Raw genomic sequence first — 17,363 nt, 5'->3', positions numbered from 1 at the left:
GGCGGCCGCCCGGCGTGCGGGGGACGTCCGGCTGGTCAGTTGTTCCGTCAGTCCGTACCGGCCGGGGTGCCCAGGTCCGGCAGGGTTGCAGCCCGGCCGGTGACGAGTCCCAGGACAGCAGCCAGTGCCGGCCAGGAACTGTTGCCGGGCCTGGTCCGGGCGTAAGCACGCATCCGGACTACGGGGTCCGCCAACGGGAGCAGGGTGACGCCCGGGGCGGGCCTCCGGTTGGCCGGCAAAAGCCCCACACCCATTCCTGCGACAATCAGGTCCTCCACAAGATCTAGACTGTCTGCCTGATGCCTGACGTGGGGCTCGAAACCCGCCATGGAAGAAATCAGCCGCAGGACCTCCTCATCAGCCCGGTTCCGGGAATTGCCGATCCAGTCCCGTTCCCGCAGGGACCAAAAAATCTCCTGTGCAGTCCCGCTGACAGCGGCCGCGGAGTCCGGCACGCCCAGGCTCCACAGCGTGCTCCACAACGCGATGGAATCAAACTCCCTCCCGGCCCTGTCCGGCGCCAGCGTGTAATCGTAGGTCAGCGCCAGGTCCACCTCGTCGGCAGCCAGCAGGGCCAGCGCCTCGGCCGGTTCGTGCTCCCGGACCTCGATCTTCACATCCGGGTGGCTGCCGGCCAGGTCACCCACGATCGGCATGATGATGCTGCGGACTGCGGTGACGAAGCCGGCCACGCGCACGGTACCGGCAGGCTCCGCTGCAGGGTCCAGTTCGGCAGTGGCAGCGTTGACGGCCGCGACGATGAGGCCGGCATGATGGGCCAGCCGGCGGCCTGCCGGGGTGAGCCGCACTCCCCTGCCCACCGGTTCCAGCAGCGGGGTTCCGGCTTCGCGCGCCAAAGCCGCGATCTGCTGGGAGACGGTGGAGGTGGTGGTGCCCAGGATATCCGCCACGTGGCGCATCGACCCCTGGCGAGAGAGTTCGAGCAGTACTTCGAGGCGCCGCGTTTCCATAAACCCAATTGTGCATGATTTGTGGACGGTTTATGCATCTTTGTCACGTGGACGCCAACAGACAGTTCCGGTCTACTGGACGGATGCCCAGCACACACAAAGAACACACCAGCGCCCGGACCGGAACAGCAATGGCTGGCGCAGCCATGTGTTGCGTCCAGCTCGGACTGGCAGCCTCCATCGGACTGAGCGACAGGCTGGGCGCGGACGGCGTCGCGTGGTTGCGGCTGGCCTGGGCCGCCGTGATCCTCGTGGCATTCACCCGACCGTGGCGCTCCCGGTTCACCCGGTCGGGCCTGCTCACCTGCGTGGCGCTGGGAGTCGTCACCGCCGGCATGACACTTTTGTTTATGGCGGCGGCCGTGCGGATTCCGCTGGGCACCGCCAGCGCCCTGGAATTCCTGGGGCCGCTGTCCGTTGCCGTCATCAGGGGCAGGACAGCAGGTCGCTGGTGGGCCGTGGTTGCTGCCGTGGGCGTGCTGGCCCTGACCGAACCATGGCATGGCGGCACCGATCTGGCCGGAGTGCTGATGGCGCTGGGCGCCGCGGCCTGCTGGGCCGGCTACATCCTCCTCACCCAAAAGGCCGGCGACGAGGTCAGCGGCCTCCAGGCGCTGGCCGTCTCGATGCCCGTCGCCGCTGTGGCTGCCACCGTGGTGGTGGGGCCGGCCGTCTTCGCCCACCTTGACTGGCAGTTGTTGCTGGTGGGCGCGGGCCTGGCCCTGCTGATGCCGGTGATCCCGTTCAGCCTGGAACTGCTGGCCCTCCGCCGCCTGAAAGCCTCCGTGTTCGGCACCCTGATGAGCCTGGAACCTGCCATCGCCGCCGCCGTCGGCTTTGTGGTGCTGGGCCAGGCTCCGGGGCTGATTGCACTGCTGGGCGTGGCACTGGTGGTGGCGGCCGGCGTCGGCGTGACCCTCCAGCCGGGCCGGACGCGCCAGCCGGTCGCCGCCTGACGGCAGACGGCAGACGCCTAACGGAAGCCGCCAGCGCCAAATCAAGCCAGGCCAATCCATCCCACCAACAAAAAAACAAAAAGTGGCGCCGCCCCGGTCCGGGACGGCGCCACTTCAGCAGGGCGTGAAGGTTAGTTCAGCGTGGAAATGACCTTGTTGAGCGTGGCGGACGGCCGCATCACGGCGGATGCCTTGGCGCTGTCCGGGTGGTAGTACCCGCCCACGTCAACTGCGGAACCCTGTACTGCGGCGAGCTCGCCCACAATGGTTTCCTCCTTGGCGGAGAGCTCCCCGGCGATGGCGCTGAACGAGGCGGCCAGGTCGGCGTCGGCCGTCTGCTTGGCCAGTTCCTCAGCCCAATAGCGGGCCAGGAAGTAGTGGCTGCCACGGTTGTCCAACTCGCCGGCGCGGCGGCTGGGCGACTTGTTTTCCAGCAGGAAGGTTCCGGTGGCGCGGTCCAGCGTGTCGGCCAGGACCTGCGCGCGGGCGTTGCCCGTGGTGGTGGCGAGGTGCTCGAAGCTGACGGCCAGGGCCAGGAACTCGCCCAGGCTGTCCCACCGCAGGTGGTTTTCCTTGATGAGCTGCTGGACGTGCTTCGGGGCCGATCCGCCGGCGCCGGTTTCGAAGAGTCCGCCACCGTTCATCAGCGGCACCACGGAGAGCATCTTGGCGCTGGTTCCCAGTTCCAGGATGGGGAACAGGTCCGTGAGGTAGTCGCGGAGGACGTTGCCGGAGACGGAGATGGTGTCCTCGCCCTTGCGGATGCGCTCCAGGGTGAAGGCGGTGGCCTTGACCGGCGAGAGGATCTGCAGGTCCAGGCCGTCAGTGTCGTGGTCCTTGAGGTACTCGTTGACCTTGGCAATCAGGTTGGCATCGTGCGCGCGGGTTTCGTCCAACCAGAACACCGCGGGCGTCTGGGAAGCGCGGGCGCGGGTGACGGCCAGCTTGACCCAGTCGCGGATCGGGGCGTCCTTGGTCTGGCAGGCGCGCCAGATGTCACCTTCGGAAACGGTGTGTTCGATCAGGACGGTGCCGGCGCCGTCGACGATCTGGACGGTTCCCGCTTCCTGGAGCTCGAAGGTCTTGTCGTGGCTGCCGTATTCCTCGGCGGCCTGCGCCATGAGGCCCACGTTCGGGACCGTGCCCATGGTGGTGGGATCGTAGGCGCCGTGGGCGCGGCAGTCGTCCAGGACAACCTGGTAGATGCCGGCGTAGGAGCTGTCCGGGAGGACTGCCAGCGTGTCGGCTTCCTGGCCGTCCGGGCCCCACATGTGGCCGGAGCTGCGGATCATGGCGGGCATGGATGCGTCCACGATGATGTCAGAGGGGACGTTCAGGCTGGTGATGCCCTTGTCCGAGTCCACCATGGCCAGCGCCGGGCCGTCTTCGAGGCCCTTGGTGATCAGGTTCTGGACGCCTTCGCGGACGTCCGCGGGCAGGTCGTCCAGGCCGCTGAGGATGGCGGCGAGGCCGTTGTTGGGGCTCACGCCGGCAGCTGCAAGCTGCTTGCCGTAGGTCTCGAAGAGTTCCGAGAAGTAAGCCTTCACCACGTGGCCGAAGATGATGGGGTCGGAGACCTTCATCATGGTGGCCTTCAGGTGCGCGGAGAAGAGGACGCCTTCTTCCTTGGCGCGGGCCACCTGGGCCTTGAGGAATTCGTCCAGGGCGGCGGCGCGCATCACGGTGCCATCGATGACCTCGCCGGCCAGGACGGGGAAAGCCTTCTTCAGGACCTTGACCGAACCGTCTTCACGGACCAGCTGGATGGCGATGGTGCCGTCCTCGCCGATCACCACGGACTTCTCGTTGGAGCGGAAGTCGTTTTCGTCCATGGTGGCAACGTTGGTCTTGGAGTCGGGGCTCCAGGCGCCCATGGAGTGCGGGTTCTGGCGGGCGTAGTTCTTGACGGACAGGGGCGCGCGGCGGTCCGAGTTACCCTCGCGCAGCACCGGGTTCACAGCGGAGCCCTTGATCTTGTCGTACCGCGAGCGCACGGCGGTTTCCTCGTCCGAGGAGGGGTTGTCCGGGTAATCCGGCAGCGCGTAGCCCTGACCCTGCAGCTCTGCAATGGCGGCCTTCAGCTGCGGAATGGAGGCGCTGATGTTGGGCAGCTTGATGATGTTGGCTTCCGGCGCCTTCGCCAGTTCGCCAAGTTCGGCGAGGGCGTCGCCGCTTTGCTGCTCCGGCGTCAGGTAGTCACCGAACACGGCGATGATGCGGCCGGCGAGCGAAATGTCGCGGGTCTCCACCTCCACACCTGCAGTCGAAGCAAACGCCTCGATGATGGGCAGGAACGAATAGGTAGCCAGCATCGGCGCTTCGTCGGTGTGGGTGTAGATGATCTTGGACATGCGCGGGCGTCTCCCTGAAGGTCGGCTTGGTTGTGAAATTTTTGTCTATTTCACCAAGTACAACTTACCCGAGGACGCGGGTTTGAACCCTACCGGGACCTATGCGTTACCGCGGCGGTGAGCCGGACTGCAGCGATGGAGAACGCACGACGGCGGCACGCACCCGGGTGCCCGGCCGCCGTCGTGCGCTGGCCGGCATAGCCCACCCACGAGCAATACATGAGATGTCACTACTATTTACAAACTTGTCATATCCGGATATGTTCCCTAAGTCACACCGGCCCAACCCCACGGGCCGGCCCAAACGTTCAGACAGGACAACTATGACTCGCACCAAGTCTCTGGCCACCAGCCTCCTGAGCCTTTCAGCAGCAGCCATTCTGGCACTCAGCGCCGCAGGATCAGCCACCGCTGCCCCGGCTCCCGCCGAGGACAAGTCAGCCCCTTCCGTCACCGGCACCGCCGTCGAGTCCGCAGGCGCAGCCGATTACTGGACCGCCGACCGGATGCTGACCGCCGTCCCTGCGGACCAGCGGGCCAACCGCGCAGTGCAGCGCTCCCTTGGCCTGGACCGTGCGCTGGTGGCAAAGGGCGCTCCCACCTCCGTCGAACCCCTTGCCGCCAAGACCCCGGTCCTGAAGGCCGCCAGCGAATCCCCCGTGGCCCACATCGGCAAGATCTTTTTCACCCAGGGCGGCCAGAACTACGTGTGCTCCGGCAACTCCGTGGCAGCCACCAACAAGAGCACCGTGTCCACCGCCGGCCACTGCCTCAACGAGGGCCCCGGCGCGTTTGTCACCAATTTCGTTTTTGTTCCCGCTTACAACAACGGCGCCGCACCGTACGGCAAGTGGGCGGCCAAGGCCCTCTACGCCCCCGCGCAGTGGACCGGCCAGGGCAACATCCAGTACGACACCGGCTTCGCCGTGGTCTCCCCGCTCAACGGCCGCACCCTCGCCGACACCGTGGGCGCCTCCGGGGTCCAGTTCAACGCCGCCCGCGGGCTGACCTACAAGGCCTTCGGTTACCCGGCCGCCTCCCCGTTCAACGGCCAGACCCTCAAGAGCTGCGCTGGAACCGCCACGAACGACACCGTCAACCCCGGCGGCACCACCCAGGGCATCCCCTGCGACATGACCGGCGGTTCCTCAGGCGGCCCCTGGTTTGTGGGCAGCAGCTCCACCGGCAAGCAGAACTCCGTCAACAGCTACGGCTACGGCCAGAACTCCACCAAAATGTACGGCCCGTACTGGGGCACCGTGATCCAGCAGACGTATGCCACCGCGGCAGCATCCTGACCGGACCCCGGCCCACCCGGAAACCGTCAGCCACAGCGACGTGAGCCAGTCAGCCGGGGAGATCCTCGCGTACTGGACGGAGCAGCGGATGGCGGAGGCAACTCCCCCGGACCTGCGGCGGCCGGCCCCGGATGATGCTGATCCGGACGCCGCGCACCCCGGCTCCTGAGGCGGACTGATTAAGCAGCGACGGCGCCCGTCCCCTGAGAAGGGGGCGGGCGCCGTCGTTCATGTCAGTGGAAGAAGTGCCGCGCACCCGTGAAGTACATCGTGATGCCGGCGGCGTTGGCCGCTGCCACCACTTCCTCGTCACGGACGGAGCCGCCGGGCTGGACCACGGCGCGGACGCCGGCGTCGATCAGGATCTGCAGGCCGTCGGCGAACGGGAAGAACGCGTCCGACGCTGCCACCGCACCGCGGGCTCGCTGCGGGGCGCCGGTGGAATCGGCGTTTGAGGCTCCGCCGGCGCCGTCGACATCCGAGTCAACGGTGACGCCCAGCGTGTTGGCCCGCTCCACGGCGAGGCGGCAGGAGTCCAGGCGGTTGACCTGGCCCATGCCGATGCCGACGGCCGCGCCGTCGTTCGCCAGCAGGATCGCGTTGGACTTGGCTGCACGGCAGGCGGTCCAGGCGAAGGCGAGGTCGGCGAGTGTCTTCTCGTCTGCTGCCGCACCTGCTGCGAGGGTCCAGTTGGCGGGGTTATCGCCGTCGGCGTCCACCTTGTCGGCCATCTGCACCAGCACGCCGCCGGATACCTGGCGGATTTCTGACGGGTAGCGGCCGTAGCCTTCCGGCAGGGCCAGCAAGCGGATGTTCTTCTTCTTGGAGAGGATCTCCACGGCTTCGGGCTCGAAGGACGGGGCAATGACCACCTCGGTGAAGATGCCGGCCACTGTCCGGGCCATGCCGGCGGTGACGGTGCTGTTCGCGGCAATCACGCCGCCGAAAGCCGACACGGGGTCGCAGGCGTGGGCCTTGGCGTGGGCGTCGGCGATGGGATCTTCGGCGTCCGCCCCGCCCACTGCGACACCGCACGGGTTGGCGTGCTTAATGACGGCCACTGCCGGTTCGGTGAAGTCGAACGCTGCGCGGAGGGCGGCATCGGCGTCCACGAAGTTGTTGTAGCTCATTGCCTTGCCGTGGATCTGCTCGGCCTGGGCGATGCCGGCCGGGGCGGCCTTGTCCACGTACAGGGCTGCCTGCTGGTGCGGGTTTTCGCCGTAGCGAAGTACCTCGGAGCGTTCCAGCGAGAGGCCGGCGTAGGCGGGCCAGTCGATGATGCCGTCGCCGTCCTCGTCCAGGAACTGGCTGGCCGTCCAGCTGGCCACGGCGGTGTCGTACGACGCGGTGTGCGCGAACGCCTTGGCGGCCAGCCGGCGTCGTGTCTTCAGGTCGAAGCCGCCTTCAGCCGCGGCGGTGACCACGGCGCCGTAAAAGGTGGGGTCAACAACAATGGCGACGGCGGCGTGGTTCTTCGCTGCCGAGCGCACCATGGCTGGTCCGCCAATGTCGATCTGCTCCACCACGTCGTCCTGCGCGGCGCCGGACTTGACGGTCTCCACGAACGGGTAGAGGTTCACCACCACCAGGTCGAAGGCCTCGATTTCCATGCCTGCGAGGGTTTCCATGTGGGCCGGGACGCGGCGGTCGGCGAGGATGCCGCCGTGCACGCGCGGGTGCAGGGTCTTGACGCGGCCATCAAGCATCTCCGGCGAACCGGTGACTTCCTCGACCTCCTGGACGGGGATGCCGGCGGCGGCGATCTTCTTGGCGGTGGAACCGGTGGACACCAGCTTCACGCCGGCTGCGTGCAGGCCGGCGGCGAGCTCCTCCAGGCCGGTCTTGTCGTAGACCGAGATCAGGGCCCGGCGGATGGGGACTCGGTCGATGGACACGCGCTCATGCTGCGTAAAGCTCACAGATGTCTCCGTCTTTTCTCGCGGAACAGTGCCGCGGTTGGTGGGGATACCGCCAGTTTATCGCGAAGCGGCGATTGCTCCGCGTGGCGCCGGCAGTGTGAACGTCAGCGGGCGGCGCTATGGTTTTCCCAGGAGGCTGCAATGAATACTTACACCACTGTGCCCAGCGGCGAACAGGTGGTCCAGGAACTGCCCTGGCGCTGGAAAGTCCAGGGCAGGATCTTCGTGATCGGTGGCCTCGGCTTTATGTTCGACGCCTGGGATGTGACCCTCAACGGGATCCTGATCCCGCTGCTCTCAACACACTGGGCCCTGTCCGCCGGCGAGGTGGCGTGGGTGGGCACGTCCAACCTCATCGGAATGGCCGTCGGCGCCTTCGTTTGGGGAACCATCGCGGACACCATCGGGCGTAAAAAGGCGTTCACCGCCACGCTGCTGATCTTCTCCATCTTCACGGTGCTGGGCGCGTTCTCCCCCGACTTCATCTGGTTCTGCATCTTCAGGTTCATGGCCGGGTTTGGCCTGGGCGGCTGCATTCCGGTGGATTACGCGCTGGTGGGAGAGTTCACCCCACGCAAGCAACGCGGCAAGGTGCTCACCGCGATGGACGGCTGGTGGCCGGTGGGTGCCGCCCTGGCCGGCTTTGTCTCGGCCGGACTGGTGGCCCTTTATGGCGACTGGCGATTGACCATGCTGGTGATGGTGCTCCCGGCCCTGCTGGTGTTCTGGGTCCGGCGCAGTGTCCCCGAGTCCCCGCTGTTCCTCATCCGGAAGGGTCGCCGCGACGAAGCTGCCAAGGTGATTGACGGGCTGGTGGCGGCCACCGGGGCGGAGCCGCGGGCTTACAGCCTGCCCGAGGCCCAGGATGTGCCGCGGCTTTCCGCCGGCAGCGCCTGGCACCAGCTCCGGGCGGTGTGGCAGTTCAATTGGAAGATCACAGCGACTGCTTGGTCCCTGTTCTTCAGCATCCTGCTGGTCTACTACCTGTCCCTGACGTGGATGCCCCGGATCCTGATCCAGGCCGGGTTCGCCGAGTACAAGGCCTTTGTGACCACGGCGTCCATGGCCGCCGTCGGACTTCTTGGCGTTATTGTGGCGGCGTTGCTGGTGGAGCGCGTGGGCCGCAAGTGGATCCTGGCCATCACCGGCCCGCTGTCAGCCCTGACCCTGGTGATTGTCGCGTTTGTGGTGGACATTCCCACGGCCGCGGTGTTCTGGCTGCTGGTGTTCGGGTTTGTGGTGCAGGTGGCTATTCCGGTCCTTTACGCGTACGTGTCCGAGCTGTATCCTACGGAGCTGCGGGGAACGGGCTTCGGCTGGGCGTCAACGTTCTCGCGGCTCGGCGCCGGTTTCGGCCCGCTCATTTTCGCGAACTACTTCTGGCCGGAGCTGGGCCTCGCGACCTCCTTCGCCCTGGCCGGCGGACTGATTGTGCTCGCAGTGGTGTGGATGGCGTTCTCGTCGCCGGAGACCAAGCAGCGCCGGCTGGACTGACCCCTCCCTCCTCCTCCCCCCCCAACCCCTCCCCCTCCTCCCCTCTTCCCAACTGACTCGCAGTTGTTGTCGTTTTGAGCCCCCAAAACGACAACAACTGCTAGTCAGTTGGGTCTGGCGGGATCGATGTGACAACACATTGTCAGCGGGTCCGGATACTTTCATTTCGAAGCGCCGGTGACTGACCGGCGACTGAGATTGGGGGGCGAATGAATCAGCATGTACCGTCGTCTTTGTCGCGGCCTGTCCCCGACCCGGTCAGCCGGGTCAGGGAGCGTATCAGCGGCCGTGTCCAGGAACGCAGTATCGCCATGTCTGGCGAATGTGTAAATCCCCGACAAACCGGAGCCAGGTGGAACTTCGACCTGGTTTCGGTGACACCCGAAGGCATCGAGTACCTCGCCTGCACCATTTGGGAGCAGGCGTCACAGAATATCGATGCGAGGCTACGGCACAGCGGAGGTTCGCTGGAGCGGGCCATGTCCGCAGGCATGGTGCTTGAAGTGAGGGGTAATGCCTGGCTCAGCAAAGAGGGCCAAGTATGCGTTTCTGTAACCGCCGTCGAACCGGGATTCATCCGGCACGGAAGTCTGCATATGGAAGACAAAAGGGCTACAGCTGCACTCAAATCCGCGGGGGTACCCCGTGAACGGTTCAGCCCCGGTTTCACCCACGACAACTCAAAATACGCGTTTCACGATATCGACTGCAATCCTCAAAACATCATGGTGTTGGGGCCTGAAGGAGCGCGGGGGCTCGGGGATTTCCAGCGTCACCTGCGTCATAACACCCGTCGCTCTGCCCCACAGGTCACCTACAAGGCATTTTCCTGCACCCGGACTTCGAGCATCAGGGCCTTCGAGTCGCTGTTGGCCGAAGCTCAACGCCTGCAGATGGACGCGGTCCTACTGGTCCAAGGTGGTGGACACTGGAGCTGGTTGCGTGGCTACGCCCGCGCGGAGCTGGCCTTGGCCATTCACAATTCCCGCGTGCCAGTGGTAACAGCCTTGGGACACGATGCGGACGTCCTGCTGGCCGACAGAGCCGCAACGTTGTCCTTCATCACCCCCACCGCAGCGGCGGAAGCAATTGGCGCTGCCCTCAAGTCAAGCCACTTCCAAAAAGTGAACGAGGAACGCAAGGATTCAGAGGCGAAGCGGCGGGCTGCCGCCCTTGCCGCCAGAAGTTACGAAAAGACCCAACATGAATATCAGATCGCGAACTTAACGCGGCAAGTGGCTGCTGCCACTACGACAGCTAACGAAGCCTGGCGGTTGCAGCGTGAAGCCGCAGCTTCCGCCGGCTCGTCGCACTTTGCGCATGCGAAAGATCTCATCGAAACGGCTGAACGTCGGGTTCGGCTGTTTTCCAGACTTTTCACTGCCGCCACCATCGCAGCCGGCGTTGCCCTCATCCTTTTCGCCGAGGACGTTCTAGCGATAACTTCTAAAGGTGCTGGCCCGAGCCAATATTGGATCTACGTCGCAGCTGTCATCATGTGCGGAGCATCCTCCGTGTATGCCCAGAGACTCAGCCGGACGATGATGTTGCTCCCCGCGGAAAAGCCTATGAAGCGCCCGCCCGAAAGTTGGGCAGCATGGCGGCACGCAATGATGGATGTCCGAACCATCAGTGGTCTCCGAAAGCTACGGCGCCACAGGCCCGACTAGCGCCCGGGCCAGCCCCTATCCAGCATCGCGGCGCGGACCTTGCGGACGGCGGCGCCCGCCTCGTGGCGCATGTGGCGTTTGGAGATGCGCATCAGCAGCCATCCGGCCCTGCTGAAATCTTCTTCGCGGGCGATGTCCCGGACTATCTGCGCGGCGTCGGAATGCCCCTCGCCCTCATATTCCGCCGCCACCTTGTACTCGGGATAGGACAGATCGGGCTGGCGGACGACGCCGAAGCCCAAGTCCGTGGGCGCGTTCAACTCCGGCTCGGGCAGTCCTGCGTCCTCCAATGCCAGCCGCAGCCGCGTTTCCTGCGCGGAATCCGATCCCACCCTCGACCGCTCCAGCGCCAGCCGAGCCTTCTGGATTCCGGGAGTTCCTTTGTGCCGGTCGAGCATGTCAGCCAGGTCACCCGGCGTGGCATACGGTTCCGTGCGTCCTTCGAACTCCGGCCGCGGGTGACGCACCAGATGATCGGCCACAACAGTGATCTCCTCAACGCTCATCCGCCGTGAACAGTCCAGCCATGTCCGAAGCCGCGTGGTGATCAAGAGCCCGTTCAGGTTGGTGATTTCGTCGTCGAAAAACTGGCCAACATGGCCAACCACGCCCCGCCTTCGAACGATCGCCATGGTGTCCGGCCGCGAAATGTGGATGAGACCGGTCTTGGACCCCGGCAGGAACCCTGGAAACCCCCAGAGTACAAAGGCGGTGGCGTGTGATGCGGCGGAGAAGCTGGTCACCTGCGAAAAAGGACGCACATCTTCCAGTGTGTTCCCGCAGGCCGGACCCGTGCGCGGGCCACCACTGGGCACCCGGATACCCCTGCTGGGCGAGTGCAGCGATACGTGCCGCAACCGCCTGAAGCTGACGCCGGCGTCGACCGCTTCCTGGAAGGTGAACGCGGCCAGATCAAGCTGCACCGGCAACGGACGGGGAGTCTTCACCCCTCCATAATGGCAAACCGGGTGGGAGAGTTTCGGAGTTATCCACAGGCATGCAGTCCCCCACCCAACTGACTCGCAGTTGTTGTCGTTTTGAGGGCTCAAAACGACAACAACTGCGAGTCAGTTGGGAGAGAGGGGGCTATTCAGTCCGGGAGGGCGCAGCGAGGGCTGCCAGCGTGGACACCAGCAACCGGCGCTCCACCACCTTGATCCGCTCGTGCAGGGTTTCCTCGGTGTCGGCTTCCTCGATGGCCACGGCTTCCTGCGCGATGATGGGGCCGGTGTCCACACCGGCGTCGGCCCAGTGGACGGTGCAGCCGGTGACCTTGACCCCGTAGGCCATGGCATCCCGGACGCCGTGCGCACCGGGGAAGGCCGGCAGCAGGGCGGGATGCGTGTTCAGGTATTTGCCTTCAAACGCGTCGATGAAGGACGGGCTGACGATCCGCATAAAGCCGGACGACACCACGATGTCCGGGTTGAACGCGGCCACCGCTTCGGTCAGGGCAGCGTTCCATTCCGCGCGGTCCGGGTGCGCTTTGAAATCCACCACAAACGTGGGGATCCCGGCGGCTGCGGAGCGTTCCACGCCGTAGGTGCCCGGCCGGTCGGCTCCCACCGCCGCAATGTCGACGTCGAGCTCCCCCGCTTCAACCGCGTCTATGACTGACTGGAGATTGGACCCGGTTCCGGAAACGAGGACAACGATACGCATGGGACTAGCTTATGGGCACGCTCGCGTAGGCTGGAAAACATGAACAGCACACCGGATCCAGGCGGGCCCCAGCAAACGAAGGCCCCGCTCAGTGAGGCAGCCAAGGCCTCCCTGGCCAGGACCCGGTCCCTGTTCCGGATGTTTATTGTCTCCGTGCTGGGGGCCTACTTCGTGTACCAGCTTGATGTGGGCTACCTCTGGCTGACCGCCATCCTCACGGCGGCAAGCATTGCTCTGGGCATCGTCCTGCTGGTCCGGGAGGCGAAGTACCGGCAATCCAGGCTGGTGATGTTTGGTGCCATCTCGGGGCTGGTGGTTTCAGCGGTGATGGCGCTGGTGATCATGGTCACTGCGTTGTTCTACGGCGACGTCAGCGACTACCAGGCCTGCGAGAGACGGGCGCTGACGGACCAGGCGCATTCGTCCTGCATGGTGCAGCTTCAGGATGCGTTTCCCGGCGCACCCTGATCCGTAAGACGGCAGACGGCAGCCGGCACCCGACAGCCGCCACCAGCACCGGCTTAACGCACCAGCTGCGCGTTGTGCTCCGGCACCGTCTGCCCGCGTTCCAGCCAGGGTCCGGCCGCGTAACCGATCACGACGCCGATCCCCACCTCGGCGGCCACCCAGACTCCCGTCCACAGCGGGTCAGGCCCAATGTCGGTCAGCCGTCCCAGTCCGGCTGAGCCCCGCGCCAGGAATGCGGCCCCCATGGCCAGCAGTCCCGCGGCCAGCCCGGCGAGCAGGCCCAGCACCAGCGTGGATGCCGACGCCGTGAACCAGCGGGCACGGATTTTGATGGACAGCCATTCGTCGAAGTGGTTTTCGCCTTCGCGGAGGAACCACCAGCCCGCCAGGACACCGGCCAGCACGGGAACCATCAGCGCCACGAAGCCAAACTCCAGCCCGCCCGCCGGAATCGCGGCCAGCACCGGAACCGAGGGCAGCGGCCCCACGGCCGTGGCCAGCGGGCCCACCTGGGACCCCGCGCCCATGGCGAAACCAGCCCCCGAGGTCCAGGACAAGGCAAACACCACCAGGTTGGGGAGATAGCCAAGCTGCGCGATTGTGAGTGCCGCGCCGCCCACCACCCCGGCGTCGAGCGCCTCGTAGACGGTCACCACCAGGTTCCAATGGATAAAGAGGTCCACGGCCAGCAGCACCGCCGACAGCGACAGCGCCACCAGGACGCCCACCACGCCTGCCTTGGCGGCGGACGCAAGGTACGAGCCCGCCCAGCGCGAATGCTGGCTGGTCCGGGAAATCCAGTCCACCGCGTCCACACCGATGAGCCGGCTCCACGATCCCGCCTCGCGCCGGGCCCCGATGATCATGCCCAGGGCAAAAGGGATCAGCGGGAACAGCATGGCGTGCCAGAGATTAATAACGACGTCGGGCGTGCGGCACACAAAGGCAGTCGCGGCTCCGAAGACGGAATAGACAGCCCACGAGCCCAGGAGCGCCTGCCACAGTTGGTCAGTGTAGGAGGCGCGCGCCAGCCGCCGGCCGGCGCGCCAGGCCAGGAGGAAGGGAATAAGGGTCAGGCCCAACGGCACCAGGCTGAGGATCCCGCTGGCCCCGGTGGCCGCTGCATCCTGCCCCACGCCCACCAGTTTCAGCGGCACACCGTGGACCAGGAGCCAGGACTGTCCGGCCAGGCGGGCCAGAACATCAGGCTGCCCGTTCTGGAAACCCGCAGTGGCCCAGACGGCGATGATGGGGGCCAGCACCGCGAGCGCGGAGATGACGGCGGCCTGCACCGATTCCAGCACACCCTGCAGCCATAAGGGCATGGGTAGGCCACGGTCTCCGGTCTGATCAGCGCGCAGTTTCATCGTGTTCCATGGTGTCACGCCGGGCAGCCCGCGCCGGTGAACGACAGGCGCGCCACGGCAGACCCGGCCCGGGCATAACAAACGCCGGGGCACCACACGGGTGCTCCCGGCGTCGTTATTCCAGCTGACCAGCCAGGCCGACGCCCCCAATAGCAGGAACCCCGCCGGCCTGGATGGAACCGGTCAGGCGCGGCCGTCGCCGTCGCGGCGGTCCGGTGCCCTGTACCTGCGCAGCCGTGCCGCGCGGGAGGGTGCAACTGCCGCGGGCGGCTCTGCGCCGATACCGGCGGTGGGGGTGCCGGCGTTCAAGTCGGCATCGCCTTGGAGGTCCACGGCTTCCACGGTGGTGTCCTGCACATCCGAGTAGGTGCGGACTTCCCTGTCGTAGTGGGTGTACAGCCGGTCCTCCTCCTCCGGCGTGAGGTGGCCGTCCGCCTCGACGCGCGGCGCGTCCTTCACGTGGTCCTTGGAGAAGGGGACCACCAGGTTGCCGTCCTCGCTGCGCGCACCCTCGACCGGAACAAATGACTGCGAGGTGCCGAAAAGGCCGGTCTTGACGGTGACCCAGGTGGGTTCGCCGGTGTCATCGTCGGCATAAAGCTGGCCGATGGAACCGATGGTGGTCCCATCGGCACTTACAACATGGCCGCCCCGGCTGAGCAGTCCTTCAATGTCTTCCCTCGCGAGCATGGGTCTCCTTGCCTGCGCCCGGCAGATGCCCGGCAGTGGTTGTCCCCGGCGCCGGAGTCCAGCGCCGGGGTCCGACCCCGGCTGCTTGAGGCCTCATTGCTTGCCCTCTACAGTAAGCATGCTTAGTAGAAAAAGGGAACCCCACCCGCCGGCAGGCCCGGGGGAATCCGGGTTGTTCACCCAAGCTTTCCCTGCGGGCTACGCCGTCTCCCCCGGCAGGCCAGAGCCAGCCACCACCGTGGAGGGGTGAGGATCGCAATTGTTGCCGAATCATTCCTGCCGCTGATGAACGGAGTCACGCACTCCATCCTGCGGGTGCTGGACCATCTCCAGGACCGGGGCGACGACGTCCTGGTCATCGCCCCGTCCACCCCGGACGCCCAGGCGCCTGCGCAGGTCCAGGGCGCTGCGGTCCAACGGCTGCCGGCGGTCCCGCTGGCGGGGTACGCGAACGTCCGGGTGGCCATGGGCGGTGTATACCGGGTCAAGAGAATCCTTGCCGAGTATGCCCCGGACGTGGTCCACCTCGCGTCGCCGTTTGTACTGGGCTGGCGGGCAGCGCAGGCGGCCCACCAGCTGGGCATCCCCACGGTGGCGGTGTACCAGACGGAGGTGCCCAGTTATGCGGGCCGGTACGGCGTTCCGTTCCTGGAGAACTGGGCCTGGAACCGGGTGGAGAACATCCATCTGCTGGCCACCCGCACCCTGGTGCCGTCCACTTTTGCGCTGAACCAGCTGCGCGGCCGGGGCATTCCCCGGGTGCAGATGTGGCGCCGCGGCGTTGACACGGCCCGGTTTTCGCCGGAGAAGCGCGACGCCGGGTGGCGGGCTTCGGTGGCCCCCGGCGGGCAGCGGATCATCGGCTATGTGGGCAGGCTCGCCGTGGAGAAGCAGGTGGAGGACCTGGCCGCACTGGCCGGAATTCCCAACACCCGCCTGGTGGTTGTGGGCGACGGGCCCCAGCGGGCCGCGCTCGAGGAGGCTCTGCCCGCAGCGGTCTTCACAGGATTCCTGGGCGGGGACGACCTGGCCCGGGCGGTGGCGTCCTTCGACCTCTTTGTCCATCCCGGCGAATTCGAAACGTTCTGCCAGACCATCCAGGAGGCCATGGCCTCCGGTGTGCCGGTGGTGGCGACGGGCCGGGGCGGGCCGTTGGACCTGGTGGAAAATTCCCGGACCGGGTGGCTGTATGAACCCGGCGACCTGGCCGGCATGCGCGCCCGCGTCCAGGACCTGATGGGCGACGACGCCAAGCGCCGCGCCTTCGCGGCCGCGGCCCACGACTCGGTCCAGGCGCGGACGTGGCCCGTCCTGTGCGCCGAACTGGTTCGCCATTACGACGACGTCCAGGCAGGGACTGCCTCGCCTGCGGTCAGCGCCGGGGCGCCGAAGCCGTGGGGCAGCAGGCGGTTGCCCGCCTGAGCGGGCCGGGCCTCCGCGTCAGTCCAACAGGCCCAGCTCGGCGAAGGCCAGCGCTACGCCGTTGCTGTCGGGGCCGGGCGTAAACCTGTCGGCGACCGCGAGGACGTCCGGGTGGCCGCCTTCCACGGCGATGCCCACTCCGGCGTAGGCCAGCATTTCGATGTCGTTGGCACTGTCGCCGATGGCCACAATGTCGTCCCGGTCCAGGCCAAGATGGGCTTCCACCACCTGAATGCCCACTGCCTTGTGCACGCCGGTCATAAAGATTTCGCCTGCGCCCTCGCCCAGCGCGGACAGGGAGCTGGGGATGAGTCCCACCTCCTGGCCGAAGTCTGCCAGGAGGGTGCGCAGGGGCACGGGTGAGTCGAAGCAGGAGATTTTGGCGAAGGACTCGGACCGCAGGTCATCGCCGTACTGCATGGGGCCGAGGATGTCTTCCAGGGGGTCCTCGGCGGAATCCTGGCCGGAGCCGGAGTTGTGCCGTTCGGCGAAAACCGGACCAAGAACGTTCCGCAGCCGCTGGTCCACGCCTGTGCGGCCATGGAGGGATTCCGGGGCTTCGAGGATGTACGCAACGTCATTGGCGTCGAGGATTTCCACGAGCCGCCGGGCCAGGTCCGGGTTGAAGCGGGTGTCCCGGAGGACCACGCCGTTCACTTCCACGCGGGCGCCGGCACCCGTCACGGTCCCGTCGAAGCCGGCGTCGAGGATCCGTGCCGGGACCATCGAGAGCGGCCGGCCCGTGCAGACAAACACCAGGTGGCCCAGGCGCCGGGCTGCGCGGACGGCGTCCACATGGGCCTCGGGAGCCAGTCCGTGCTCAGCGTAAGTGCCGTCAATATCAAGGAAAACGGCACGGGTACGGACGGTTGGCTGGCTGGACATGCCGGAGCTCCTCAATAGGTGGCGGGGACCCTCCATCCTATCCACGGCCGGATGACGCGCCGGGGGCGCCGCCGCTCCCGTCGGCAGCTCCCCGGGCAGTTTCCGACCGCAAACTGACAGCCATCCTGTGATATTCAGGGTCTTGCAGGAAAGTAAGCACGCTGATTGAATGAGGGAACCGGTAGTGGGGACCCGGCACAACTTACTGAT

Annotated in this window: 15 protein-coding genes; 7 read left to right on the top strand and 8 right to left on the bottom strand. The window is 66.4% G+C overall.

Annotated elements, in window-relative coordinates:
* Positions 1-47: 47 nt before the first annotated feature.
* Positions 48-971, bottom strand: coding sequence for a LysR family transcriptional regulator (locus ACRB8A_RS05355; RefSeq protein WP_285240899.1), 924 nt, complete (start codon positions 969-971; stop codon positions 48-50).
* Between the two features lie 83 nt (positions 972-1,054).
* On the opposite strand from ACRB8A_RS05355, the gene ACRB8A_RS05350 reads away from it, so the two are divergent.
* A complete protein-coding gene (locus ACRB8A_RS05350) occupies positions 1,055-1,927 on the top strand; it encodes an EamA family transporter (RefSeq protein WP_050684866.1) in 873 nt (290 codons plus the stop codon).
* 131 nt (positions 1,928-2,058) lie between these two features.
* On the opposite strand, the gene ACRB8A_RS05345 is transcribed toward ACRB8A_RS05350, so the two are convergent.
* Positions 2,059-4,278, bottom strand: a complete 2,220-nt coding sequence (locus tag ACRB8A_RS05345; RefSeq protein WP_050684865.1) for an NADP-dependent isocitrate dehydrogenase — start codon at positions 4,276-4,278, stop codon at positions 2,059-2,061.
* A gap of 323 nt (positions 4,279-4,601) precedes the next feature.
* Here ACRB8A_RS05345 and ACRB8A_RS05340 point away from each other — a divergent pair, with 323 nt between their 5' ends.
* Both ACRB8A_RS05340 and ACRB8A_RS05335 read left to right on the top strand, forming a co-directional pair.
* On the top strand, positions 4,602-5,576 hold the full coding sequence (locus ACRB8A_RS05340; protein ID WP_285240898.1) for a trypsin-like serine peptidase: 975 nt from the start codon (positions 4,602-4,604) through the stop codon (positions 5,574-5,576).
* A gap of 40 nt (positions 5,577-5,616) precedes the next feature.
* A complete protein-coding gene (locus ACRB8A_RS05335) occupies positions 5,617-5,745 on the top strand; it encodes a hypothetical protein (protein WP_268760268.1) in 129 nt (42 codons plus the stop codon).
* A gap of 64 nt (positions 5,746-5,809) precedes the next feature.
* Here ACRB8A_RS05335 and purH read toward each other — a convergent pair whose 3' ends face one another.
* Positions 5,810-7,495 carry a bifunctional phosphoribosylaminoimidazolecarboxamide formyltransferase/IMP cyclohydrolase gene (gene purH, locus ACRB8A_RS05330; RefSeq protein ID WP_285240897.1) on the bottom strand — a complete coding sequence of 562 codons (1,686 nt, stop codon included), beginning with the start codon at positions 7,493-7,495 and terminating at the stop codon, positions 5,810-5,812.
* A 141-nt stretch (positions 7,496-7,636) separates the two neighbouring features.
* On the opposite strand from purH, the gene ACRB8A_RS05325 reads away from it, so the two are divergent.
* Together ACRB8A_RS05325 and ACRB8A_RS05320 are read left to right on the top strand one after the other, a co-directional pair.
* Complete coding sequence (locus ACRB8A_RS05325; RefSeq protein WP_056597872.1) at positions 7,637-8,989, top strand: MFS transporter; 1,353 nt, start codon at positions 7,637-7,639, stop codon at positions 8,987-8,989.
* 209 nt (positions 8,990-9,198) lie between these two features.
* Positions 9,199-10,659, top strand: coding sequence for an exodeoxyribonuclease VII large subunit (locus ACRB8A_RS05320; RefSeq protein ID WP_432245781.1), 1,461 nt, complete (start codon positions 9,199-9,201; stop codon positions 10,657-10,659).
* Here the strand turns inward: ACRB8A_RS05320 and ACRB8A_RS05315 are convergent.
* Both ACRB8A_RS05315 and purN read right to left on the bottom strand, forming a co-directional pair.
* Positions 10,656-11,606 carry an endonuclease domain-containing protein gene (locus ACRB8A_RS05315; RefSeq protein WP_432245780.1) on the bottom strand — a complete coding sequence of 317 codons (951 nt, stop codon included), beginning with the start codon at positions 11,604-11,606 and terminating at the stop codon, positions 10,656-10,658. The two genes, ACRB8A_RS05320 and ACRB8A_RS05315, sit on opposite strands and share 4 nt — an antisense overlap.
* A gap of 139 nt (positions 11,607-11,745) precedes the next feature.
* On the bottom strand, positions 11,746-12,321 hold the full coding sequence (gene purN / locus ACRB8A_RS05310; RefSeq protein ID WP_432245779.1) for a phosphoribosylglycinamide formyltransferase: 576 nt from the start codon (positions 12,319-12,321) through the stop codon (positions 11,746-11,748).
* A gap of 39 nt (positions 12,322-12,360) precedes the next feature.
* On the opposite strand from purN, the gene ACRB8A_RS05305 reads away from it, so the two are divergent.
* Positions 12,361-12,789, top strand: coding sequence for a hypothetical protein (locus ACRB8A_RS05305; RefSeq protein WP_050684857.1), 429 nt, complete (start codon positions 12,361-12,363; stop codon positions 12,787-12,789).
* Positions 12,790-12,842: 53 nt separating this feature from the next.
* Here the strand turns inward: ACRB8A_RS05305 and ACRB8A_RS05300 are convergent, their stop codons facing one another.
* Both ACRB8A_RS05300 and ACRB8A_RS05295 read right to left on the bottom strand, forming a co-directional pair.
* On the bottom strand, positions 12,843-14,156 hold the full coding sequence (locus tag ACRB8A_RS05300) for a cell division protein PerM (protein ID WP_432245778.1): 1,314 nt from the start codon (positions 14,154-14,156) through the stop codon (positions 12,843-12,845).
* 183 nt (positions 14,157-14,339) lie between these two features.
* The gene (locus ACRB8A_RS05295) at positions 14,340-14,846 is read right to left on the bottom strand and encodes a PRC-barrel domain-containing protein (protein WP_050684855.1); all 507 of its coding nucleotides are present in this window, start codon (positions 14,844-14,846) and stop codon (positions 14,340-14,342) included.
* Between the two features lie 246 nt (positions 14,847-15,092).
* Here ACRB8A_RS05295 and ACRB8A_RS05290 point away from each other — a divergent pair, with 246 nt between their 5' ends.
* The gene (locus ACRB8A_RS05290) at positions 15,093-16,268 is read left to right on the top strand and encodes a glycosyltransferase family 4 protein (protein WP_432245777.1); all 1,176 of its coding nucleotides are present in this window, start codon (positions 15,093-15,095) and stop codon (positions 16,266-16,268) included.
* Between the two features lie 18 nt (positions 16,269-16,286).
* On the opposite strand, the gene ACRB8A_RS05285 is transcribed toward ACRB8A_RS05290, so the two are convergent.
* The gene (locus ACRB8A_RS05285; RefSeq protein ID WP_432245776.1) at positions 16,287-17,153 is read right to left on the bottom strand and encodes an HAD hydrolase family protein; all 867 of its coding nucleotides are present in this window, start codon (positions 17,151-17,153) and stop codon (positions 16,287-16,289) included.
* Positions 17,154-17,363 lie beyond the last annotated feature (210 nt).

This window comes from Arthrobacter sp. G.S.26, from assembly GCF_050847375.1.
GTDB lineage: Bacteria > Actinomycetota > Actinomycetes > Actinomycetales > Micrococcaceae > Arthrobacter.
This window is presented reverse-complemented; position numbering and strand designations above follow the sequence as displayed.